Consider the following 23,036-nt stretch of genomic DNA (forward strand, 5'->3'; position numbering starts at 1 on the left):
GCGGTCTCAATGCCGCAGGGGCGCCACGTCGTTCTGGGACGGGACGGCATCGGCGAGCAGGGCATCGACCCGGACAGCCGGAACCGTGGGCATGTGCTCGGCCACCGCCAGCAGGCGCTTACCGGCCCGTTCCGGTCGGACGTTCGGGCTGCCGGCGGTCGGGTCGCCGGCCCGCTCCGCGGCCGCGGCGATAGCCACCTCGTCGACCCGGATGCCCAGTCCCGGTGTGTCACCGAGAATGAACGCGCCGTCCTCGACGTGCAGGTCGAGGCCGATGCCCGCGGGTGGCCGCAGATCCTGTAGTTCGCTGACCAGGTGGTTCGGCACCGAGGTGGCGGCGTGCAGCAGCCCGACCGGGATGTTGCCGATGGGGCTGACGGGCAGGTCGTGGGCATGCGCCAGGGCCGCCACCCGCAGGAAGTGGGTGACACCCCAGACGGCCGCCATCTGGACGATGTCCACCGCGCCCGCCCCGATCAGCGGACGGTACTGCTCCAGCCCGGTGAGGTTCTCGCCGGTGGCGATCGACGCCCGGACGCCCCGGCCGACGGCCGCCAGGCCCTCGGCGTCCCAGCGGCGGACCGGCTCCTCGATCCAGATCAGATCGAGGGTGCGTTCCAGCTCGGCCACATGCCGCACGGCCTGCTTACGCGACCACGCCTCGTTGACGTCGAGCATCAGACCGGGTCGCCGGCCGTGGCCCGCCTCGGTCAGCACCTCCCGCACCAGGGTGAGCCGGTGCCGGTCCCGCTCGATGTCGAGGCCACCCTTTAGCTTCGCGGCGCGCAGGCCGTACCCGGCGTAGACCTCGTACTCCGCGACCAGCTCGTCGTCGGTCAGACCGATGTCGAGGCCGGAGGCGTAGGCGGGGACGCGTCGGTCCCGCCCGCCGAGCAGCCGCCAGAGCGGCTCACCGGCGAGCTGCGCCTTGATGTCCCACAGGGCCGTGTCCAGTGCGCCGATCGTCCCGAACACCAGCCCGCCGTGACCGGCCTTGAAGGTGTGCCGGAGCATCCGGTCGTACAGGCTGGTCACCGCGCGGGGATCCTCCCCCTCGATGGCCGGGAAGATCCTCTCGATCTCCACGTGCGGGCCCAGGCCGACGCCGCTGATCCCCGCGTCGGTCTCGACGATGGTGATCGGCAGCGTCGTGACGCCGTCGGGAAACACGCCGTTGGCGTCGCCGACCGGCCGGCCCCACTCCTGGACCGTCGTCAGGGTTCGATACCCGGTGATACGCATGTCAGCCTTTCGTGGAACCAGCGGCGACGCCGTCGGCGATCTGGCGCTGAAGGAACAGGTAGACCGCCAGGACGGGGATCGCCGCGATGAGCACCCCGGAGGCGAACGTCGGAATGTCCTCGGAGTACTGCCCCCGCAGCGAGGTCACCCCGACCATGAGGGTCCGGTGGTCGGCCGACGGCATCAGCAGCAGCGAGATGAGCACGTCGTTCCAGCAGAACAGCGTGTTGAGGATGCCCACGGACAGCAGCGCCGGAGCGCCCAGCGGCAGCATGATCCGCCGGTACACGCCGTACACGGTGTTGCCGTCGATCCGGGCCGCGTCGACGATCTCCGCCGGGATGGTCTTGTAGTAGCTGGTCATCAAAAAGACCGTGAAGGGCAGGAACTGCGCGACGTACGCGAGGATCAGCCCCGGGTACGTGTCGACCAGTCCGCTGTCCGCCATGACCCGGGCCAGCGGCACCATGATCACCTGGAAGGGGATGAAGAGCGCCGCGAGGCAGCCGATGAACAGCGCCGTCGAGCCCCGGAAGCGCAGTTGGCTCAGCGCGAAGCCGGCCATCGACCCGAACAGCAGCAGCAGGAACACCGAGCAGCCCACCACCAGGATCGAGTTCGCGGTGTACCGGCCCATGCCGATGCTTGTCCACGCCGTGCTGATGTTCTCGAAGCGCAGCGAGTCGGCAAGCGAGAACCGGTCGAGAATGTACTCCCGGCGGGTCTTCATGGCGACGTTCGCAGTGAACAACAGGGGATAGATCGTCGCTACCGCGAGGAGCCCCATCGGGATCACGAGCAACCATCTGCCCAGTCGGACGCGGGACATCAGTCCTCCCTCCCCGCTCGTCGGAGCAGCTTGAGCTGCAACAGCCCGACGACGAGCATGATGACGAACAGGACAGTGGACGCGGCCGACGCGAGCGCCGGCCGGTTCATCTGCCCCTGCTGGATCCAGATGTAGTACTCCGGCAGGTACGTCGAGCCCTCCGGGCCGCCACTGGTCATGACGTAGAGCAGGCCGAACATGGACGTCAGCATCCCGATCATCGTGGTCACGAAGACGAACTGGATGGTGCGGGAGAGGCTGGGAATGATCACGTGCCAGATGACCTGGGCCAGGGACGCGCCGTCCACCCGGGCGGCGTCCAGCAGCGCGGCGTCCAGGGTCGCGAAGCCCGCGAGGAAGACGACCAGAGCCATTCCGAAGGTCGCCCACACGTGCACCCCGACGACCGCGAACATCGCGACGTCCGGATCACCGAGCCAGTCCACCGGCCCGATGCCCACGGAGGACAGGACAACGTTGACAGGACCGTCAAACGAGAGCAGCAGGTTGAAGATCGCGCCGACGATGACCGGCGACAGCACGGCCGGGAAGAAGTAGACGCTGCGGTAGAACCGGTGCCCCGGTACGCGCAGGTAGATGAACGTGGCGAGCAGACCCGGGATGGCCACCGCCACCGGCAGGAGCAGCACCAGCAGCCCCACGTTGCGCAGCGCCTGTTGGAACAGCGGATCGTGCAGCAGGTCGACGTAGTTGGCGAAACCGACCATCGCGCCGTCGCGGTCACCGTCGCCCGTGAAGGAGAAGTTGACGCCGAGCAGCAGCGGCCACAGCCGCAGCAGCACGAGGATCAGGACTGCCGGGGCGACCAGCACGAAGGGTGCCAGTTGCTCGGCACGGCGGCCGCCGGCGGCACGCCGGGAAACGGCGCGGTCGCGCGGCGGCGGTGCGGAGGGCGGGACCCCGCCGGCCCGCCCGGCCGAAGCCGAGCGGACCGACGGGAGCGACTTACCGATCGTCACGAGATCAGCCCGCCGTGTCCGAGGCTGCCATCTGCTTCACGACCTCGTCGACGCTCGTCGAGCCGCTGAGCAACTGCTGCGAGAGGCGGCCCATCAGGTCGAGCGACTTCGAGGAGAGCGCCACGTGTGGCGCCGGCTTGCCGGTCTTGAGCGCGCCGACGATCGTGGTGACGGCCGGCCCGCTCGCCGACACGTCGATCGTGGTGTCGGCGGTGATCGCGCCGGCGTTGGCGTAGAACGCCTTCAGGGCGTCGGTGGAGGTCAGCGAGCGCACCAGGTCGGCGGCCACCTTCGGGTCCTTGGTCCACTTGGCGACCGCGTAACCGATACCACCGTCGTACGGCAGGCTCGGGGTGGCGCCACTGGTCACCGTCGGGGCCGTCATGACGCCGAGCTTCTCGGGCGTGACGAACTCGTTGAAGTCCTTCCAGTGCCCGATGTCCGACATCAGCCCGATGATGTGGGCGGCCTTACCGGACTGGAAGACGGCGAAGGCGTCGTTGAACATCGCTGTGGAGTTGGCCCCGTCGTTGTTCAGCTTCGCGGTGCCGGTCTCCTTCCACAGCTCGAAGAGCCGCTTCACGTTTGGCGAGTTCCAGTCGCGCTTGCCGGCGATCCAGTTGTCGTACTCCTGCGGGGTCAGGACGCCCGATGCCATGGCCGACAGGAAGAACTGGATGCCGTAGCCCTCCTTGTTGCCGAGGGCGAAGCACTTGGCGCCTGTCGCCTTGGTGATGGTGCCGCAGTTGGCGATGAACTCGGCCCACGTCGTGGCCGGCTTCGCCGGGTCGAGGCCGGCCTTCTCGTAGAGCGCCTTGTTGTAGTAGATCGGGTGGCCCTGCAGGGTCACCGGAGCGGCGTAGGTCTTGCCGCCCTTGGCGAACGCCTCCCAGCCGGCGAGCCGCTGCCGGTCCTCGCCGACGTACTCGTCGAGCGGCTGGAGCGAGTCCACCCGGTCGCGGATCTGGCCGCCACCGTTGAACAGGATGACGTCCGGCCCCTTGCCCGACTGGATGGCCGCACCCAGCAGCGTGTAGTACTGATCGAACGGCTGGGCCACGAACTCGACCTCGACGTCCTTGTGCTTCTTGGCGAAGTCGGCCTTGGCCTTCTCCACGTACTGCGCGGAGCTGGCCTCGCCGGACTTCCAGTCCCAGACGACCAGCTTCTTGTCCGAACCTCCGGACGATGAACCCGAACCTGTCGCGCTTCCACAGCCTGTCAGGGCAAGCCCTGCAACGAGGACCGCGGACCACACTGCTCGTTGCTTCATCGTTGCTCACCTTCATATGGGGAGTGGCCGAGGGTCCGGCCGTCGATGCAAGATTGACGAGAACGTAACTCGTATGACGTGTGACGTCAACGGTTGGCCGTACACTGGTGCGGACTCGTGGGCCCGCTCCCGCGGCTACGCGGAGGTGAACGTGACGACATCGAACCAGTCGGCCGTCAATGGCGCGGCGGCATCGACCTGGCCCCGCCGCCCGGCCAATCTGGCTCAGGCGATCACCGCCGAGCTGGTGACCCGGATCGTCCAGGGAGTTCACCCGTCGGGCACGCCGCTGCCCCCCGAGCCGGTGCTCTGCGAGACCTTCTCCGTGAGCCGGACGGTCATCCGGGAAGCGGTGAAGATCTTGCAGGAGAAGGGGCTCGTGCAGGTCCGCCAGGGCAGCGGAACGCTTGTCACCCCACCCTCGGCGTGGGACATGCTCGACGAGCTCGTCCTCGCGGCGACCATCGCCGAGGACGACACCCTGGCGATCCTCGACGACCTGGTGGTCACCCGACGGGTGCTGGAGTCCGACATGGCCAACGTCGCCGCGCGGCTCGCCGACGAGGAGACCGTCGACCGGCTGCGGGCCCTAGTGGACCGGATGGACGAGCTGGTGGACGACCACGTCACCTACCAGGAGCACGACCGCGCCTTTCACGACACGGTCATGCAGGCGTCGGGCAACCGGATCGCCCGGGGTGTCGTCCGGTCCCTGGAGAGCCAGGTCGTCAACACCGCGCGCTACATGGGCCAGCCGGAGCGGGCCATGTGCGTGGCATCGAACCAGGGGCACCGGCGCATCTACGAGCGCATCGCCGCCCACGACCCCGACGGGGCCGCGCAGGCGATGTTCACGCACATCACCGAGGCGTGGCTCGTCCGGCGCAGCGGGCCGGGCAGCCCGACGCGGCTGCAGCGCTGACGACCCGTCGCGGCGGCGCTGACGAGCCGGTCGCCGGGCGTTGGCGACCCGGTCCGACCGGCCCGCGACGGCGGCGCGGAAATCCAGATTCGTCCATCGCTTGAGAATGTTAGCGATAACAGACTACCCTCGGGCCGCAGAGGCGAAGGGCACGCTTCACCGCTCCACTCGATCCGCCGAGGTCGATGGAGTCGCGCATGACCAACGCCCGCTGGTGGGTGTCCGGGCCTCCCGCAGGGACGTTGACCACCGCCGTTGACAACGGCGGGCCGCCGCGCGCGGGAGCCATGGTGGACCCCCGATTCCTCCTGCCGTTCTCGCGGCACGGCCACCACCGAGGTCCCCAAGCGACCCGCGACGACACGCGGCACCCGCCAGCGAGAACGGCGAACCGTGCCCCGCCGTCGTGACCCACCCTGGAGGTACCGATGCACCCCACACCGCCACCACGGACGAAGAACCGGCTCCGGCGCGGCGTCGCCCTGCTCGTGAGCCTGCTGCTCATCCCGGCGCTGGCGCCGGCCACGGCCGCCCACGCGGACAACCCCATCGTCCAGCACATCTACACCGCCGACCCCGCCCCCCTGGTGTACAACGGGCGGGTCTACCTCTACACCGGCCACGACGAGGACGGCTCCACGTACTTCACCATGAAGGACTGGCGGGTGTGGTCGTCGGCCGACATGGTCAACTGGACCGACCACGGCTCGCCCCTGAGCGTGAGCACCTTCAGCTGGGCGAGCGCCAACGCGTGGGCCGGCCAGGTCGTCGCGCGCAACGGCAAGTTCTACTGGTACGTGCCGGTGACCGCCCGGGCGACCAACTCGATGGCCATCGGCGTCGCGGTCTCGGACAGCCCGACCGGGCCGTTCCGGGACGCCATCGGCCGTCCGCTGGTGGGCAACGGCGAGATCGATCCCACGGTCTTCATCGACGACGACGGCCAGGCGTACCTGTACTGGGGTAACCCGAACCTGTGGTACGTCCGGCTGAACGCGGACATGATCTCCTACAGCGGCAGCGCCACCAAGATCCCGCTCACCACCGCCGGGTTCGGCACCCGGACGGGGAACACGAGCCGGCCGACCCTCTACGAAGAGGGCCCGTGGGTCTACAAGCGCAACGGCATCTACTACAACGTGTTCGCGGCGGAGTGCTGCTCCGAGTTCATCGGTTACTCGACCGCGACCGGCCCGACCGGCCCCTGGACCTATCGCGGGACGGTCATGCCCCGCCAGGGCGCGAGCTTCACCAACCACCCCGGAGTCATCGACTTCAACGGCGGCTCGTACTTCTTCTACCACAACGGAGCGTTGCCCGGTGGCGGTGGTTACACCCGTTCGGTGGCCGTGGAGAAGTTCACCTACAACACCAACGGCACCATCCCGACGATCAACATGACCACGACGGGCGCCCCCCAGATCGGCACCCTGAACCCGTACGTGCGGCAGGAGGCCGAGACCATCGCCTGGGGCTCCGGCATCGAGACCGAGCCGGCCGGCGAGGGTGGGATGAACGTCGGGTTCATCGAGAACGGGGACTACATCAAGGTCAAGGGCGTGGGCTTCGGTACGGGCGCGACGTCGTTCTCCGCCCGCGTCGCCTCGGCCACGTCCGGTGGCACCATCGAACTGCGCCTCGGTAGCCCCACCGGCACCCGGGTGGGCAGCTGCGCGGTGCCGGGCACCGGCGGGTGGCAGACCTGGCAGACCGTCTCCTGCCCGGTCAGCGGCGCCACCGGGACCCAGGACCTGTACCTGCGCTTCACCGGCGGCAGCGGCAACCTGTTCAACATCAACTGGTGGCAGTTCCAGGCCAGCGGCACCACGACGCCCAGCCCGACCCCCACGCCGACGCCGACGCCCACTGCGACCCCCACCCCGACGCCCACTCCGACGCCCACTCCGACCCTCACCCCGACACCGACGGTCCCGGCCGGGGAGTCCTGCGCGGTGACCAACACCGTGGTCAACACGTGGCAGGGCGGATTCGAAGGACGGCTGACGGTCACCAACTCCGGGGACTCGTCGCTCAACGGGTGGCGGGTCACCTTCACCCTCCCCAGTGGGCAGACGGTGTCCCAGGCCTGGAACGGCACCGTCACCCAGACGGGCAACCAGGTGACCGTCGCGAACGCCGCCTACAACGGGCAGCTCGCGCCGGGAACGTCCACCACCGCGGGCTACCTCAGCACGAGCGCCACCACGAGTCCTCCGACCATCACCCCGACCTGCTCGCCCGCCTGAGGGTCACCCACCCCCAAGAACACCCCCACCCTGTCCCCACCCCGCCCGCCGCCGACGTTGATCATGAATGTGGTGCCCCTGATACGCCGATAGGGGTGCAGCACATTCCTGGTCGACGGGGTGGGGAGGGGGTGGGGTGGGGGTCCTAGAAGTCGTCGTCGAAGGCCACCGTCCCGGTCACCCCCACCTGGTACGCCGACACCCGCCGCTCGAAGAAGTTGGACAGCTCCTGGACGTCCTGCAACTCCATAAAGGCGAAGGGGTTGGCCGACCCGTAGTGCGGGGCGATACCGAGCTGGACGAGACGACGGTCGGCGACGTGCTGGAGATACTCCCGCATGTCCGCCAGGGTCAGACCGGGCACGCCCTGACCCACCAGGTCCTCGGCGAACTGGACCTCACACTCGACGGCCTCGGTGAGCATCTGGCGGACCTGGTCGGCGAGGTCGTCATCGAACAGGTCGGGCTCCTCGGCCCGCACGGTGTCCACCACGTCGAATGCGAACGCCATGTGCATCGACTCGTCGCGGAAGACCCAGTTCGTGCCGGAGGCCAGGCCGTGCAGCAGGCCGCGGGAGCGCAGGAAATAGACGTACGCGAACGCGCCGTAGAAGAACAATCCCTCGATGCAGGCGGCGAAGCAGATGAGGTTGAGCAGGAACGCGCGCCGGTCGTCCCGGGTCCGCAGCTCGCGCAACTCCCCCAACGAGTCGATCCAGCGGAAGCAGAACTCGGCCTTGCGGCGGATCGAGGGGATGTTCTCGATGGCGGCGAAGGCGGCGAACCGCTCGGTCTCGTCGGGCACGTACGTGTCGAGCAGGTTGAGGTAGAACTGGACGTGCACGGCCTCCTCGAACAGCTGCCGCGACAGGTAGAGGCGGCCTTCCGGACTGTTGACGTGCTGGTACAGGTTGAGCACGAGGTTGTTGGCGACGATCGTGTCGCCGGTGGCGAAGAACGCGACGAGCCGGCTGACCAGGTGCCGCTCGGCCGGCGACAGCCGGTCCAGGTCGGTGAGGTCGGCGTGCAGGTCGACCTCCTCGACAGTCCAGGTGTTGCGGATGGCGGCGCGGAACCGGTCGAAGAAGTGCGGGTAGCGCATCGGGCGCAGAGTGAGATCCATCCCGGGGTCGAGCAGCATGTGCGTGGTCCTCGTGTCGGCGGTGGTGTCGGCGATCGGGTCGGCGAGGGTCACTGGCACGCCTCGCACGACTCGGGGTTCTCCAGCGAGCAGGCGAGCGCCTCCGCGTCGACGGCAACTGGTGCGACAGCGCTGACGGTGGCCTGCTGGATGCGCGTGGCGGGGCGGGAGCGCAGGTAGTAGGTGGTCTTGAGCCCGGCCTTCCAGGCGTACAGGTACATCGAGGAGAGCTTGCCGATGGTGGGCGAGGCCAGGAACAGGTTCAGCGACTGGGACTGGTCGATGAACGGGGCGCGGGCGGCGGCCAGGTCGATCAACGCCCGCTGCGGCAGCTCCCACGCGGTGCGGAACAGCTCCCGCACGTCGGCCGGGAGTTCCGCGAGGTCCTGCACCGAACCCTCCGCGCGCCGGATCGCCGAGCGGATGTGCTCGGTCCACAGACCACGTGCCTTCAGCTCGCGGACCAGGGCCGTGTTGACCTGAAGGAACTCCCCGGACAGGGTCTCGCGCTTGAACAGGTTGGACACCTGCGGCTCGACGCACTCGTAACAACCGGCGATCGAGGCGATCGTCGCGGTCGGGGCGACCGCCACCAGCAGCGAGTTGCGCAGCCCGTACTCAGCGACCCGCTGGCGCAGCGCGGCCCACCGCGCGGTCTGCGTACCCTCGACGCCCCACAGGTCGGGCTGGAGCTGGCCCCGCGCGGCCCGGGTCTGCGCGTACGCCGGATGGGCGCCGACCTCGCGCGCCAGGTCGGCGGAGGTCTCCAGCGCGGTCAGGTACAGCTCCTCGCTGATCCGGGTGGACAGCTCCCGCGCGGCCGGCGAGTCGAACGGCAGCCGCAGCGCGAAGAACACGTCCTGCAGGCCCATCAGCCCGAGCCCCACCGGCCGCCACCGGGGGTTGCTCGCCGCCGCCTGCGGTGTCGGGTAGTAGTTGATGTCGATGACCCGGTCGAGGAACGTCACCGCCGTCCGGACGGTGGCGCGCAGTCGCTCCCAGTCGATGCCGTTCTCGGTCAGGTGCGCGGCGACGTTCACCGAGCCCAGGTTGCACACGGCTGTCTCGGCGTCGCTGGACACCTCGATGATCTCGGTGCACAGGTTGGACAGGTGCACCACGTTGCCCGACTCGGCCGTCTGGTTGCACAGCCGGTTAGCCGCGTCCTTGAAGGTCATCCAGCCGTTGCCGGTCTGCGCCAGGGTGCGCATCATCTTCCCGTACAGCTCCCGCGCCGGCACCTGCCGCACGTAGCGGCCCTGCGCCTCGGCCGCCCGGTACGCGGCGTCGAACCGCTCCCCCCACAGGTCGGGCAGCTCGGGAACCTCGTTCGGGTCGAACAGCGACCACACCTCGTCGGCCTCGACACGGCGCATGAACTCGTCCGGGATCCAGTTGGCGAGGTTCAGGTTGTGCGTACGCCGGGCGTCCTCGCCGGTGTTGTCCCGCAGGTGCAGGAACTCCTCGACGTCCGGGTGCCACGGCTCCAGGTAGACGCAGGCCGCGCCCTTGCGCCGGCCACCCTGGTTGACCGCGGCGACGCTCGCGTCGAGCGTGCGCAGCCACGGCACGATCCCGTTGGACTGCCCGTTCGTGCCGCGGATCAGCGCGCCCCGGGACCGGACCCGGGAGTACGCGATGCCGATGCCACCGGCGAACTTGGACAGGCTCGCGACCTGGGCGTAACGCTGGTAGATCGAGTCCAGCTCGTCGCGCGGCGAGTCGACGAGGTAGCACGAGGACATCTGCGTGTGCCGGGTGCCGGAGTTGAACAGCGTCGGTGAGCTGGGCAGATAGGCCAGGCTGGACATCAGCCGGTAGAAGTCCACGGCCTCGTCCGGCGTACGGGACAGACCACAGGCCACCCGCAGCAGCCAGTACTGCGGGGTCTCCAGCACCAGCCGGCTGGTGGGGTGGCGCAGCAGGTACCTGTCGTAGACCGTGCGCAGGCCGAAGTACTCGAACCTCCGGTCGCCGTCCGGGTCGATGGCGTCGTCGAACGTTCCCGCGTGCGCGGCGACGAAGGCGGCGGTCTCATCCCCGATCAGCCCCTGCGCGTGGCCGGTCCGGATGGCCGCGCTGAACGAGGTGACGCCCTGTCGGCGTACCTCCCGGTCGATGTGGCCGGCCAGCAGCCGGGCGGCGAGGCGCGAGTACTGCGGCTCCGTACCGATCATCTCGGCCGCGGTCTGGATGGTCAGCCGGTCCCGCTCGGCCGTCGTCGCGCCGTCGTACAGGCCGCTGACCGTGCGGGTCGCCACCCGCAGCGGGTCGACGTCGGGCAGGTCGTCGGCCCAGCGCTCGACCTCGGCGACGAGCGTGCGCACGTCCACCGCCTCGGGGGCGCCGTCGCGTTCGCGGACCTGCGTCGGCGTACCCCGGCGGGCCGTGCCGCCGCCGGTCGCGGCTACCTCGGTAACTGTCACCACTCACTCCTCGCGAGCTTGAGACCTGACGGCCCTCGGCACGGGGAGACCGACACCAGCGGACGCCACGCCTCAGCGGGCGCGGATCCGAAAGGCGTCGGCCGTCCCACGCGGCCTCGGACCACCGCCCACCCGGATGCGGGTACGCGGCGCGCTGGCAGGTCTTCGGACTCGCGGGCACGACCGGTGTTCACCCGGTCCCCTACTGGCCGTCGCTTCCCAGGCCAGGTGGCGGCCCAGTGCTGATGACGGCTGTCGTTCCCACTCACCGCTGCGGGGCAGTCCCGGAATTCCACCGGGTTCCCTCTTGCCTCGGCCACCCTGGGATGAGTGGCCGAACCAGCTACGGTCGACACCATATATAGGGGCGACTGGGTTTGTCACACCCCACATGTCGGGTCCGGGCGTGTCGCGGTCGTCGGTGACGGCCCTCGTCGATCCGGTCGGCGCCGACGGACGCGCGAGCATCGGGCGGCGTCGCATTCGGACCTCGCCGCCGGCTTGACCGAGGAGAACCGGCACCGATACGGTCGACCCACTATCTGCGGCGACGCGAGGGAAGCCGGTGAGAATCCGGCGCGGTCGCGCCACTGTGAGCGGTCCCCGACTACGGGGGCCGCGAGCCAGGACGCTCGGTCGTCCGCAGCCTTGCGATGGGGACGCGTCATCCCCGAGGAGGTTCGTGCACGCATGTCCAGTTCCACGTCCAGCCAGCCGCTGGTGCACCCCGCTGCCCCGACCCGTCTCCTGTGGACGGTCCTGGCCACCGTCGCCGTGCTCAGCCTGCTGGCCTATCTCGTCGCCTTCGACCAGGGTGCGGTCTCGCGCAGCGGGATGTACCTGCACGAGCTGATGCACGACGGCCGGCACCTGCTCGGTGTCCCGTGCCACTGAGCGGCACCGGCACCCCACCCACGTTCGTCACGGTTCTCCTGCGCGGGCTGCTCGCCGGCCTGGTGGCCGGCCTGCTCGCCGGAACGTTCGCGTACGTCGTCGGCGAACCCCACGTCGAGGCGGCCATCGCCATCGAGGAGGCGGCGACACACGCCGACCCCGCCACCGGTGGGCACCAGCACGACGAGGACGCCCTGGTCAGCAGGAACGGCCAGCGCGGCGGGCTGTTCCTGGCCACCGCCCTCTTCGGCGCCGCGATGGGTGGCCTGCTGGCCACCGCGTGCGTCCTGCTGAACCGGCGGCGGCGCACGGTGGACGACGGGTGGTCCGGGCTGCTGCTGGCCGGCGGCGCGCTGCTCGGGGCGGTGATCGTGCCGTTCGTCAAGTACCCGCCGAACCCTCCGGCGGTCGGCGACCCGGCCACCATCGACCAGCGCACGGTCACCTACCTGCTGCTGGTGGTCCTCGGCCTGGTCGCGGTCTGGTCCGGTTCGCTGGGTTACCGGGCGGTCGGCGAGCAGGCACCGGTGTGGCTGCGCGCCGCGGCGGCGGTCGGCGGTTTCCTGCTGGTCACCGGCGTGGCCTACCTGGTGCTGCCGTCGTTCCAGGAGGTCCCGGGCGACTTTCCCGCAACGCTGCTGTGGAGCTTCCGGCTCGCCTCCCTCGGCACCCAGGTGGTGCTGTGGACCGGGATCGGCCTGCTCTTCGCCGCACTGATGCACCGGCAGCGCGCGGTCACCGACGCACGACTGGCCGGGTGAACGCCACCAGCCTGCGGCTGGTCGCCCACGGTCACACCGCCGCCCTGCGGCGGGCCCGGTTCGGCGGGGACGACGCACTGGACGAGGGCGGCCGCAACGCCGCCCTCGCCCTGTCCCCCGGTGTGCTGGGTCGGCGGGCGCCGTCGGACGACACCGACGCCTGCCTGTCCAGCCCCGCGGCGGCGGCCGTCCAGACCGCGTACGCCCTCGGCCTCGTGCCCACCGTGGAGACGGCGCTGGCCGACTGCGACTACGGCGACTGGACCGGCCGGTCGCTGCAGGAGGTCGCCGTCGCGCAGCCCGACGCGTTGCGCGAGTGGCTGTCCACCCCGGACGCCGCGCCGCACGGGGGCGAATCCGTCGCCGCCGTGCACGAGCGCGTCGGCCGGTGGCTGGACGGACAGCGCGGCCTCGGCCGACGGGTCACGGCCGTCACCCACCCGCTCGTGATCCGGGTCGCGGTCGTGCACGCCCTGGGACTGCCGCTGGTGACGTACCGGCAGGTGGACGTCGAGCCGTTGGCGATCGTCCGGCTCACCGGCCAGGGCCAACGGTGGCGGCTCCGCCTGGGCACGCCCGGGCACCCGTGAGCGGGTGACGAGGGTCGACCACGGCCCCTGTAGAGCTGCCCCAGATGTGGGGCGGCACCGACGGACCCGGGCCCGACGGGATCGGATCGTTGGTCACTGCCCGGCGCCGGCACTGACCGTCAGCGCCGGCGTCGCCGGAGGATCGTGGCCATCGGCGGCGCATGGACGCCGGCGGGCGGCACGGCGCCGGCGCCCGGCACGGCGGCGGCGGGCGGCGGGCGGCGGGCGGACAACGGCATTGACGTCCAGCGGGAGGCAATGCCGGGCGCTGGGTTGCAACAGGGCGTCAGAGCCGGACAGCGGTGGGGTCTGGGCGACCGGCAGGCGCATAGGCCGGTGAGCGACATACCGCAGAGGTATAAATATGACTCTGAGGTATGTGCCTCACGGGCGACAGTGCCTCACCGGCCGCGCGGAGCGACAAGCCACGAAAGGCCGTCAGCCGAGCGGGCGGACCCGGAACGGGTGTCGGGCGGGCCGTGGAGCACGGCCCGCCCGACTGGTGTCGTTCCCTGCTTACTTCGGGGCGGTGACCGTGAACGGTCGGGACACCGCCGTCTTCGACGTGACGCCGGACAGCGTCACGCTTGTCACGCCCGGCTGCGCCGAATCCGGAACGGTGACGATCGCGCCGGAGACCACGCCGTCGCCGTTCGCACGCACCGTGCCGACCACACGACCCTCGCCGACCCGAACCGTGATCGCCTCGTTCGGCGCGAACCCGGAACCGTCGACCGTGATCGACGTACCGCGTGGTCCGGACGTCGTGGGCAGCGACACCCGCGGCTCGTAGGCCGGGCCCGCCGGGCGCGCGGTCACCTGGACGGTGGTCGTCGCCGGCGTACCCGAGGAGGCGCCGGTGGCGCTGACGGCGTACCGGCCCGGTGCCGTGTCCCCCGACGTCGCGACGGAGGCGCGGACCGTGCCCGTCGCGGACGCCGAGACCGTCACGCTCCGCGTCGTGCCGGCGGCCAGAACCACAGTCACCCGCTCGCCGGCGGCGAACCCGCTGCCGTCGACCGTGACCGTGTCACCGGCGGTGACCTGCTGCGTGCCGGACACCGCGAGCGTCGGCTGCGCTCCGGCACGCCGGACGGTCACGGTGAAGGTGGCCGTGCTGCTCGACAGCGTGTCCCACGCCGTGACGTGCACCGTGTAGGTGCCCTCCCGCACGTAGGTGTGCTGGCCGCTCAGCGCGCCGTCCGCGCCGACCGTGACGTCGTCCGGGACCGTGCCGTCGCCCCACTGGACGCGGGCGCGGTAGCCGGCCGCGCCCGGGACACCGCCGGTCACCGACCCGAGGTTCGCCGCGAGGACCTTGCCGGCGTCGACGCTCTGGTCGGCGGGGGTGGCGGTCGCCAGCGCGGCGGCCGGCGTGCCGTCGTCGGCGACGGCGAACACGTGGATCCGGCCCGCCGAGCGGGGATCGCCGGTCTGCGTCGGCAGGGTCACCGAGACCAGCGTCCTACCCTCCGGGATCTGGTACGGCGTGGTGGCGAACAGGAACGGCTGCGCGCCGTCGCGGCTCGTGCCACTGAGCCGGTACGCGGATTTCGCGACGACGATGTTGCCGTACGACGGGGTGCCGTTAGCGTTGCCGCCCAGCGTCCAGTCACTGAACTGGATCGGGATGCTGGCGGTGCTGCCGTCGCTGAACGTCGCCGTGCCGGTGGTGCTCTGGTTGCCCTGCGTGCCGGCGCCGATGAACGAGATGTTCCGGGCGTCGGACGGCAGGTGCAGAGCGATCGTCGCGCCGTTGCCGGTGGCGTTGTCCGGTTGCCCGGCCGGGACCTGCGGCAGGGTGAAGCCCAGCGCCGTGCCCGGCACCTGCTTTCGCTGCCCCTGCGTCACGCCGGCTGCGGCCAGGGCGGCCCGCGAGTACGCCCACGACTTCGCGTCGCAGTCCGCCGCGAGGGTGCCCTCGTCGCCGACGCACACGGTGTCGAACGCCGCGGTGAGACCGTTCTTCGGCGCGTACGCGACGTCGACGCCGACCGTCACCGAGCCCTGGCCGGTGCCGTCGGTGACGGTGACGTTCGCCTGGTGGTAGCCGGGCGTGGCGTAGGTGTGTTCGCCGCTGACGCGGTACACGGCCCGCGAACTCAGCGTCAGGGTGCCCGCGGTGGCCGGCGAGCCGTCACCCCAGTCGATCGTCGCGCGGTAGTCCTCGGCGACGCCGCCGGTGACGGTGGCCAGCGCCACCGTCGCGGGTGCGCCCGAGAGCGCGTGCGCGCCGTCGGTGGCGGTCACCGTGATGTCGCCGCCGGCCAGGTCGAGGTCACCGCCGGCGAGCAGCTCGATCTCGGCGAGGGTCGGCTGCGCGGCGCCGACGGTCTTCGTCACGACGAGGCGGAACTGGGAGTACCGCCCCGGCTTGTCGATCTGGAACGGCCGGGTCTGGTTGCGCCAGCGGAACACCTCGCCCGCACGGGAGTCCAGGGTGCTCCAGGTGAGGCCGTCGGTGGAGCCCTGCAGCCGCCAGTCCGCCGCGTCACCGGCGCCCGCGCCGGAGGTGATCGTGTAGTACGTCGGCTTCTGGCGGCCGGCACGGGAGGCCCAACTGATCTGCGGCGTGCCCGACGACGCGGTCAGCTGCGTGGTCGACGAGTCGTCGAACAGCTTCGACGCGTCCTGACCGCCACTGGAGGTGGCGGTGCCCAGACCGGGGCCGGTGACGTCCTGCAACGGCTGCGGCGCCGCGTCACCCTTCGTCAACGACGGCGGGCCGTCGTTGCGGCCGGTGCCCCAGGACGATGGGTTCGGTCCCATCTGGAAGTCGATCGTGGCGCCCCGGGCGAGCGCGGACACCTCGACGGACACGCCGCGCTGCTTCTTGCCGTTGACCGTGACGCTCTGCACGTACACGTTGCGGGTGCTGTTGTTCGCGGCGTTGACCACGATGTCGCCGGTCGGACGGTGGACCGTCATCCTGGTGAACTGCGGCGAGCCGATGGCCCAGTGGGTCGAGCCCGCCTGCAGGGGGTAGACGCCCAGCGAGCTGAGGACGTACCAGGCCGACATCTCGCCGTTGTCCTCGTCGCCCAGGTAGCCCTGGCCGATCTCGCTGCCGACGTAGAGGCGCTGCATGATCTCGCGCACGGTCGCCTGCGTCTTCGCCGGTGCGCCGGCGATGTCGTACAGGTACGGGATGTGGTGCGACGGCTGGTTGCTCATGCCGAGCTGACCGAGGCGCACCGCGCGGGCCTCGAGCATCTCGTGGATGATCCCGCCGTAGCCGCCGGGGCGGTCGGCGTTCTCCGGGGTGGCGAAGAAGGTGTCCAGCTTGTCGCGCAGGGCCTTCTGCCCGCCGTACAGGTTGATCAGGCCCTGCGGGTCCTGCTGCGCGGTGAACGCGAAGTTCCACCCGTTGGTCTCGGTGTAGACGCCACCCCAGTCCAGCGGGTCACCGGCGAGGAACCTGCCGGAGGCGTCGCGGCCCTGGAAGAGCTTGGTCTTCTCATCGAAGAGGTGGACGTAGTTGCGGGCCCGCTCCAGGAAGTACCGCGACTCCTCCTTGAGCTGGTCGCGCCGCGACCTGGGCGTGGCCGGGTCCTTCGCCAGGGCGGCGGCCATGTTGCCGATGCCGTAGTCGTTGATGTAGCCCTCCAGCGCCCACGACACCGACTCCCCCGTGGAGGTGGGCGTGTAGCCGAGGAACAGCGAGGTCTCGATGCCCTTGCGGCCGACCGCGCCGCGCCCGGACGCGACCGTCGCGTCCTTGACTGCCGCGTCGTACGCCGCGAGCGGGTCGGGCAGCTTGACCCTGGTGAGGTACGCCTGCGCGAGAGCCACGTTCGCGCTGGTGCCGGTCATCAGGTCGGCGTAGCCGGGCGAGGACCAGCGGGCGATCCAGCCGCCGTCGCGGTAGTGCTGGACGAAACCGTCGGAGATCCTGGCGGCGACGTCCGGGTAGAGCAGCGAGTAGGCGGGCCACACGGTGCGGTAGGTGTCCCAGAAGCCGTTGTTGACGTAGATCTGGCCGTCGACGATCTTCGCGCCGGTCCGGGTGGCGGTCGACGTGCCGGTCGGCGCGGACACCGGGCTGGCGTACTGCCAGTGGGGTGCGGCAGCGGTGCCGGTGTTCTCCGACTGGGAGTTCGGGTACAGGTTCAGCCGGTACAGGTTCGAGTACATGGTGACCAGCTGCGTCTCGGTCGCGCCCCGCAGCTCGACCCGGCCGAGGCGGTCCTTCCACGCCGCGGTGGCGGCGTCGCGGATCGCATCGAAGCTCCGGCCGGTCACCTCCAGGTCGAGGTTGCGGCGGGCCTGGTCGACCGAGAGGAACGAGGTGGCGATCCGCATCGTCACCTGGCGCTCGGTGGAGACGTCGAAGGTGGCGGACGTCGCGGTGGACGCCGTCGGCGCACGGTCGAAGGTGCCGGAGACGAACATGCGGCTGCGCCCGGCGGACAGGCCGCTGCCGTTGTCGACCCAGCCGGTGAAGGTGCCGTCGGCGCCGATGGTGAACGTGCCCTTGGCGAAGACGAGGCTTCCGGTAGCCGGGCCGGCGCCGAAGGTGAACCGCATGATGCCGGCGTGGTCGGTGGGTGACATCTCCGCCACCAGACCGCTCTGCGTCGTGACCCGGTAGAGGTCCGGCTGTGCCGTCTCGTCGTCGTGCCGGAAGGCGAGCGCCCGGCTGGCGGGTGACCCGGTGAGAGGACCGTCGCCGGCCACCGGCATCACCGACATCTGGTTGCGGTCACCCATCCACGGGCTCGGCTCGTGGGAGATCGCGAGGCCCTGCAACGTGGGCAGGTTGGCCGCGTTGTTGGCGCGGTGGTACTCGTACTCCCAGGAGTCGGAGGTCGCGTCGGTCACCGGGGTGAAGAAGTTGAAACCGTTCGGCACGGCGGTGATCGGCAGGTTGTTGCCGCGTGAGAACCCGCCAGTCGAGTTGGTCCCGCGCCGGGTGTCGACGTAGTTGGTCAGCCGGGAGCCGTCGATCGCCGCCGGCGTGCCGGTCAGCTCGACGTCGTCGAGCCAGCCCTGGAACCGGGTCTCCCCGGTGGCCTGCGGGTTGTCGTAGGCAAGGAGGATGCGGTCGATCGTCTTGCCCCGGGCGACGGCGCCGATGTCGGCGCGCACCTGGTTCCACTGGTCGGCGTAGAGCACCTTCGACACGCCCTGGCCGGCCGGCGTCAGCGCGTAGCCGTGCTGGTCGACCGCCGAGCGTCCACTCAGGTAGCTGCCGTCGGTGAAGTGCAGGTCGAGAGCCGCGTAGGTGGACGGGTACCGCGCGTCCTGGCCGGTGAACTCGGGGAAGATCCGGTAGGACAGGCGGGTGTTCGGCCCGACCGGGATGTCGACGTCGAACAGCCGGTTCGTCGCGTACGAGCGGCCGTCGGCCTCGGCCCCGCCGGAGTAGCGCAGCGCGGCCAGCCCGGTGAAGCCGACGCCCGGCTTCGTCGTGTAGCCGCCGACCGGCCCGGGGCCGACGCCGGTGACCATGGGCGCGGCGGGCGGGCGGACGTCCGAGCCGTCGCTGATGTCCCAGCTGGCGAGCTGGGACAGGGAGGCACCGGAGTTCGCGGAGATGGACAGCCGGTACCAGCCGTACGCGGTCGTGTTGGAGACGCGGTACGTGTTGGTGGCGAACCGCTTGGCGAAGCGCTGCTGCGTCTGCCGGTCCAGGTCCGTCCAGGTGTTGCCGTCGGTGGACCCCTGGAGGGTGAAGTCGCGGGGGTCACGGGTCGGTTCGTCGTCCGCCGAGGTCAGCGCGTACCGCGCCACGACCGCCGGCTTCGCCAGCCGGTACGTGATCCAGCCGGTCGGTTCGAACGCCAGCCACTTGGTCGACGGGTTCCCGTCGGCGAGGTTGGCGGCGATCTCGTTCGGTGGGTTCTGGGCGCTCGCGGTCACGGCGTCGACCTGGCCGAGCAGGCTGCCGGGCAGGTTCGCGCTGCTCGATCCGCTCAGGTTGCCCTGCACGGGCCGGCCCGAGGAGTCGACCTCGACGGTGCTGGTGGCGGGTTGCGGGTCGGCCGACTCGAACGAGGAGCTGAAGGAGCCCGGTGGGGCGGTGCTGGGCGCGGCGTTGGCCAGGGGCGCGGCGACGACCAGCCCCAGCGGCAGCAGGGCGGCGGTGGTCGCGGCGGCCAGCCGGAGGGAAACGGTGCGCGCACGGGGGCGATACGGCATGGGAGCGGGGCCTTTCGACTCGATCCGGTCGAGTACGTCGTACGGCTGGGCGAAGGAGACGGTGGCTGCTGCGGTCGACAGTGGAGGGACGGGTCGGGCCTGACATCGTTGTCATCGGACGTGCGTGACAAGCGAGGGCAGACCCGGTGGATGTTGGGCAGATGTTTCCGGGCGGCCACGGCCCTGTCAATGGGTTGACCGAAAGGGAACACGCCGACCGGGGCGTCCGGGCTGGACAGCACCGATGCGCGGCGCTCAGCGACCGCCCGCGGCCAGCTCGGCCAGCATCCCCTCGCAGCTGCGGACGACCACCTCCGCGCCCCGGCGCTGGGCCAGCGGGAGCAGAGGATCCTCGGCCCGGTCCCGCCACCGCCACTGGGCGTCGGCGGCGACCTCCCAGAGCCGCTGCACGGTCGCCTCGTGCTCCACGCCCAGGCGCGCGGCCAGGCCAACCCCGTCGCCGCCCACCAGGCGCTGCGCCTCGGCCGCCAGCTCCGCGTCGAAACCCAGGCGGGCGTTGCGCAGCGCCACCAGCAGGCGCAACTCCCGGAACTCGTGCGCGCCCGCCAGGATCTGCTCGATGGCGGCGACCAGCTCGTCGGCCCCGCGCACCGGCTCGGCCCGCACCAGGGCCTCCACCGCCGCCAGCGCCGAACGTGCCTTGAGGGTGTCGCGCCGATCGACGAAACAGCGGGTCATCGACTCCCGCAGCTCGGTGAGCCCACTGCGCCGGATCAGCTCGGCCGACAACGTCACCCGGGTGTCGAACCCGCCCCGCACCAGGGTCGTCGCGAGCCGGATCCCGAAGAGCCCGAACCGATCCAGCAGACCGGCGCGCACCTCCGGGTCCAGGTGCACCGGAAGCTCGCCACGGACGAAACGGTCGGCGGAGAGCAGGTGGGCCTCCAACTCGGCGCGGGACGCCCCGGCCAGCGTCGCGAGCGCGGCGAAGTCGGCCTCGCTGAGCATCCGGCCCGCGAGGCCGATCGCGCCGCTGCACGCCACCACGTTCACGGCCAACGCGCCCACCCGGGGATCCCGATGGTGCCGTCGGGCCAGCTGGCGGGCGGTGAGCAGCCCGTCGATCCGGCCGCCGCCCACCTCGTCCGCCCGGGACAACACCATGATCACATTTACCGGGGCGGCCTGCCCGACCACACTGTCGCGAGCGGACTCCAACACCCGCAGGTCACTGTCGCGACCGTCGCGGCTCAGGAACAGCACCGCGTCCGAGTCCCGCAGCACACGGTCCAGCACCGGCGCGTGGCCCTGCTCGTCGACCGCCGCGAGCGCCGGGGTGTCGATGAACGTCACCTGCCGCAACGCCCGCGTCGGCCACCGCACCACGATGTCGCGCACCTCCCCGACCCGCCAACCCAGATCCACCCGCATCCCGGTCGCCGACTTGACCACAGTCAGCTCCTGGGGAGGCTGGCCCACCGGATAGGCGGTGGCGTGCGGCGAAGGGCCGTCCTCGTACCAGGTGAAGACGCCGTCCGCGCCCTCGACCGGCGCGACCTCCTCCCCCATCAACGCGTTCAGCACCGTCGACTTGCCGGCACGCCAGGGGCCGGCCACCGCGATCCGCAGCGGCTGCTCCAACCGCGCCACCTGGTGCCGCAACCGCGCGACGGCCCGCGCGTCGTGCTGGTAGACGTCCATGGCCTGGTGCAGCAGCCCCCACGCCGCCTCGTCCAACCGCACCCCGACCGTCACGCGCGGGGCTCCAACAGCACCGGAGTGGACCGGGCACCGGTCAACTGCTGGGACTGCTCGTAGAGCGCCGCCAGGCGGGTCATCTTCAACCGGATCTCCCGCTGCCGCTGGTCGCGCAGGGCGACATCGGTGTCGGCCTCCTGCTTCGCGCTGCGGAACGACTGCACGATGGCCTCCTGCAACTCCTCGGTCAGCCCCGTGAAGTGATCGCGCAGCATCCGCTGCACCTGGCGGGTGGCGTCCCGGCAGTCCCGGACGATCCGGACGAAGAACTCGTCGACATGCCGCTGGATGGCCGTCTTGACTGTCGCCTGCCGGCGGCGCAGCAGCTGCTTGCCCTCGTCACGAATGCTCTTGCCGCCGAAGAGCGCGCCGATGCCGACCGAGACCGGGTTGATCATCGGCATTCCGGCCAGGGTCGTCGCGAGGCCGAACATCAGCATGCCGCCGTACGAGCCCTTCATGCCCGTGAACAACTTCTGGCCGGTGGTGAACCGGTCGATCCTCGGCCGCTCCAGGTCCGGCAGCCGGTCGCCGAGATCCGCCGGCATCGTCATCGACCAGGGCGGCAGCACGTCGTAGCCGTACCTGTTGAAGTTGGCGGCCACCCGACGGGCGATCCAGTCACAACGCTGGATCAGCCACTCGTGGTTGGCCTCCGCGGCCTCGACGAGGCTGCGCTCCAGCCAGTCGGCGAAGGTGTCCCAGGCGACGAGGGGGTCCGCCGTGTCGAACGCCTCGTCCACGGCACGCAGGATCTGGCGGGTGCGGTCGCGCAGGTCGTACTCGATGTCGGAGAGCAGATCCGCCATCTCGTCGGCGAGCGTGTTCTGCCAACGGGTGGAGCAGCGGCGCAGCTCGTCGACCTCCCGCTGGGCGGCGTGCAGCCGGGAGATCGGCCCGGACTGCTCCTCGGCCTCCTGTGTCGCCAGTTCGGCGCGCAGCGGCGCGGCCAGTTGCTCCACCACCGTACGGGCCACCGCCTGCACCGACGCCCGCGCCAGGTGGTCGGCCTTGCCGGTCAGGTCCCGCTGCAGGCGGGCGATCAGCGCCGGAAAACCGGACTCGGCGTTGAGGTCGCGGTCGTCGGTCGCCGCAGCGCGCAGCCGCAGGGTCGCCGACACCGGGATCAGCGGCGCCGCGACGCCGGCGTCGGCGAGGTGCTGCCGGTTGCGCTCGGCCACCGCGCGCCAGTCCGCCACGAGATCGGTCTTGCTCTGCACCACCACCACGTTCGGCTGCGACCGCGTCACGTGCAGCAGCATGTCCAGCTCGGCGACCGAGAGTTCCCGGGTCGAGTCCGAGACCAGCAGCACGGCGTCGGCGCGGGTGGAGGCGGCGACCTCCGCGGCCCCACCGAGCGCAGCCGCCTGGTCGGTGCCCGGAGTGTCCACCAACACCAGTCCGGCGGCGAGCAACGCGCGGGGCAGGCCGATCTCGACGTACGCCGGACCGCCGCCCGGCCGCCGTCCGACCGTGCCGGACACCCCGGCCGCGACCTGGTCGAGCGCCAGGGGGGTCCGCTCGACGAGCGTCGCGGCCGAGGTGCCGGCGGCGGGCCGTCCCGACACCTGCGGCGCCTGGACGACGGCCGCGGAGGCGGCCTCGGCGTGCTGCACCACTGTGGGCAGGACCGTGGTGCGACCGTCACCGACCGGGCACGCCGGCGCGTTGATGATCGCGTTGATGAGCTGACTCTTGCCCTGGTTCGGCTCGCCGACGACCAGGACCCGCAGCTTCGGGTCCAGCAGTTGGGCACGCTTGTTGCGGACCGTCTGGAGCAGGTCGCCGCGACCGTGTGTGTTGCACGTCCGGGCGATCTCGTCCAGTACGTCCAACCAGATCCCCGCCATCACCGCACCAAGTGTGCGGATT

The 23,036-nt window shown here is 70.8% G+C and carries 14 protein-coding genes and 2 riboswitches; of the genes, 5 read left to right on the plus strand and 9 right to left on the minus strand.

Annotated features, from left to right (window positions below; genetic code table 11):
• Positions 1 to 6 precede the first annotated feature (6 nt).
• From B0E54_RS14435 to B0E54_RS14450, 4 genes are read right to left on the minus strand one after another with little or no spacing between them, the layout of a single operon-like run.
• Positions 7 to 1,242 (minus strand): mandelate racemase/muconate lactonizing enzyme family protein, encoded by a 1,236-nt coding sequence (locus B0E54_RS14435; protein WP_234584013.1) that lies wholly within the window; start codon positions 1,240 to 1,242, stop codon positions 7 to 9.
• Position 1,243: 1 nt separating this feature from the next.
• A complete protein-coding gene (locus B0E54_RS14440; RefSeq protein ID WP_234584014.1) occupies positions 1,244 to 2,071 on the minus strand; it encodes a carbohydrate ABC transporter permease in 828 nt (275 codons plus the stop codon).
• A complete protein-coding gene (locus B0E54_RS14445; RefSeq protein WP_234584015.1) occupies positions 2,071 to 3,051 on the minus strand; it encodes a carbohydrate ABC transporter permease in 981 nt (326 codons plus the stop codon). Before B0E54_RS14445 ends, B0E54_RS14440 begins: the two co-directional genes overlap by 1 nt.
• 4 nt (positions 3,052 to 3,055) lie before the next feature.
• Positions 3,056 to 4,324 (minus strand): ABC transporter substrate-binding protein, encoded by a 1,269-nt coding sequence (locus B0E54_RS14450; RefSeq protein WP_234584016.1) that lies wholly within the window; start codon positions 4,322 to 4,324, stop codon positions 3,056 to 3,058.
• 151 nt (positions 4,325 to 4,475) lie between these two features.
• On the opposite strand from B0E54_RS14450, the gene B0E54_RS14455 reads away from it, so the two are divergent.
• Together B0E54_RS14455 and B0E54_RS14460 are read left to right on the plus strand one after the other, a co-directional pair.
• Positions 4,476 to 5,246 (plus strand): FadR/GntR family transcriptional regulator, encoded by a 771-nt coding sequence (locus B0E54_RS14455; protein ID WP_234584017.1) that lies wholly within the window; start codon positions 4,476 to 4,478, stop codon positions 5,244 to 5,246.
• Positions 5,247 to 5,674: 428 nt separating this feature from the next.
• A complete protein-coding gene (locus B0E54_RS14460) occupies positions 5,675 to 7,492 on the plus strand; it encodes a family 43 glycosylhydrolase (RefSeq protein WP_234584021.1) in 1,818 nt (605 codons plus the stop codon).
• A gap of 145 nt (positions 7,493 to 7,637) precedes the next feature.
• Here the strand turns inward: B0E54_RS14460 and B0E54_RS14465 are convergent, their stop codons facing one another.
• Positions 7,638 to 8,633: a ribonucleotide-diphosphate reductase subunit beta gene (locus B0E54_RS14465; protein WP_234584036.1), complete on the minus strand. Its 996-nt coding sequence runs from the start codon at positions 8,631 to 8,633 to the stop codon at positions 7,638 to 7,640.
• A gap of 50 nt (positions 8,634 to 8,683) precedes the next feature.
• The gene (locus B0E54_RS14470) at positions 8,684 to 11,062 is read right to left on the minus strand and encodes a ribonucleoside-diphosphate reductase subunit alpha (RefSeq protein ID WP_374109271.1); all 2,379 of its coding nucleotides are present in this window, start codon (positions 11,060 to 11,062) and stop codon (positions 8,684 to 8,686) included.
• A gap of 135 nt (positions 11,063 to 11,197) precedes the next feature.
• A riboswitch (cobalamin riboswitch) is annotated at positions 11,198 to 11,418 on the minus strand.
• A 198-nt stretch (positions 11,419 to 11,616) separates the two neighbouring features.
• Positions 11,617 to 11,691: riboswitch (cobalamin riboswitch) on the plus strand.
• Between the two features lie 58 nt (positions 11,692 to 11,749).
• Here B0E54_RS14470 and B0E54_RS14475 point away from each other — a divergent pair.
• Genes B0E54_RS14475 through B0E54_RS14485 form a run of 3 tightly spaced genes read left to right on the plus strand, consistent with a single transcriptional unit; the run spans position 11,750 to position 13,304 of the window.
• Positions 11,750 to 11,953, plus strand: a complete 204-nt coding sequence (locus tag B0E54_RS14475) for a CbtB domain-containing protein (protein ID WP_234584025.1) — start codon at positions 11,750 to 11,752, stop codon at positions 11,951 to 11,953.
• Positions 11,944 to 12,714, plus strand: coding sequence for a CbtA family protein (locus B0E54_RS14480; protein ID WP_234584026.1), 771 nt, complete (start codon positions 11,944 to 11,946; stop codon positions 12,712 to 12,714). The genes B0E54_RS14475 and B0E54_RS14480 overlap by 10 nt, the downstream gene beginning before the upstream one ends.
• Positions 12,711 to 13,304, plus strand: coding sequence for a histidine phosphatase family protein (locus tag B0E54_RS14485; RefSeq protein ID WP_234584027.1), 594 nt, complete (start codon positions 12,711 to 12,713; stop codon positions 13,302 to 13,304). Before B0E54_RS14480 ends, B0E54_RS14485 begins: the two co-directional genes overlap by 4 nt.
• Positions 13,305 to 13,820: 516 nt before the next feature.
• Here B0E54_RS14485 and B0E54_RS14490 read toward each other — a convergent pair.
• The 3 genes from B0E54_RS14490 to B0E54_RS14500 form a co-directional block, all read right to left on the minus strand.
• Positions 13,821 to 19,445, minus strand: a complete 5,625-nt coding sequence (locus tag B0E54_RS14490; RefSeq protein ID WP_234584028.1) for a GH92 family glycosyl hydrolase — start codon at positions 19,443 to 19,445, stop codon at positions 13,821 to 13,823.
• A gap of 255 nt (positions 19,446 to 19,700) precedes the next feature.
• Positions 19,701 to 21,161, minus strand: coding sequence for a hypothetical protein (locus tag B0E54_RS14495; RefSeq protein WP_234584029.1), 1,461 nt, complete (start codon positions 21,159 to 21,161; stop codon positions 19,701 to 19,703).
• Positions 21,158 to 23,014: a dynamin family protein gene (locus B0E54_RS14500; RefSeq protein WP_234584030.1), complete on the minus strand. Its 1,857-nt coding sequence runs from the start codon at positions 23,012 to 23,014 to the stop codon at positions 21,158 to 21,160. The genes B0E54_RS14495 and B0E54_RS14500 overlap by 4 nt, the downstream gene beginning before the upstream one ends.
• Between the last annotated feature and the right edge of the window lie 22 nt (positions 23,015 to 23,036).

It is taken from the genome of Micromonospora sp. MH99, assembly GCF_021442385.1.
In the GTDB taxonomy this organism is placed as follows: Bacteria; Actinomycetota; Actinomycetes; order Mycobacteriales; family Micromonosporaceae; genus Micromonospora.

Bases quoted from the DNA above. Each gene is read 5' to 3' on its own strand.
- B0E54_RS14435 (WP_234584013.1), bottom strand. From the start codon at position 1,242: ATGCGTATCACCGGGTATCGAACCCTGACGACGGTCCAGGAGTGGGGC.
- B0E54_RS14440 (WP_234584014.1), bottom strand. From the start codon at position 2,071: ATGTCCCGCGTCCGACTGGGCAGATGGTTGCTCGTGATCCCGATGGGG.
- B0E54_RS14450 (WP_234584016.1), bottom strand. From the start codon at position 4,324: ATGAAGCAACGAGCAGTGTGGTCCGCGGTCCTCGTTGCAGGGCTTGCC.
- B0E54_RS14460 (WP_234584021.1), top strand. From the start codon at position 5,675: ATGCACCCCACACCGCCACCACGGACGAAGAACCGGCTCCGGCGCGGC.
- B0E54_RS14465 (WP_234584036.1), bottom strand. From the start codon at position 8,633: ATGCTGCTCGACCCCGGGATGGATCTCACTCTGCGCCCGATGCGCTAC.
- B0E54_RS14475 (WP_234584025.1), top strand. From the start codon at position 11,750: ATGTCCAGTTCCACGTCCAGCCAGCCGCTGGTGCACCCCGCTGCCCCG.
- B0E54_RS14490 (WP_234584028.1), bottom strand. From the start codon at position 19,445: ATGCCGTATCGCCCCCGTGCGCGCACCGTTTCCCTCCGGCTGGCCGCC.
- B0E54_RS14500 (WP_234584030.1), bottom strand. From the start codon at position 23,014: ATGGCGGGGATCTGGTTGGACGTACTGGACGAGATCGCCCGGACGTGC.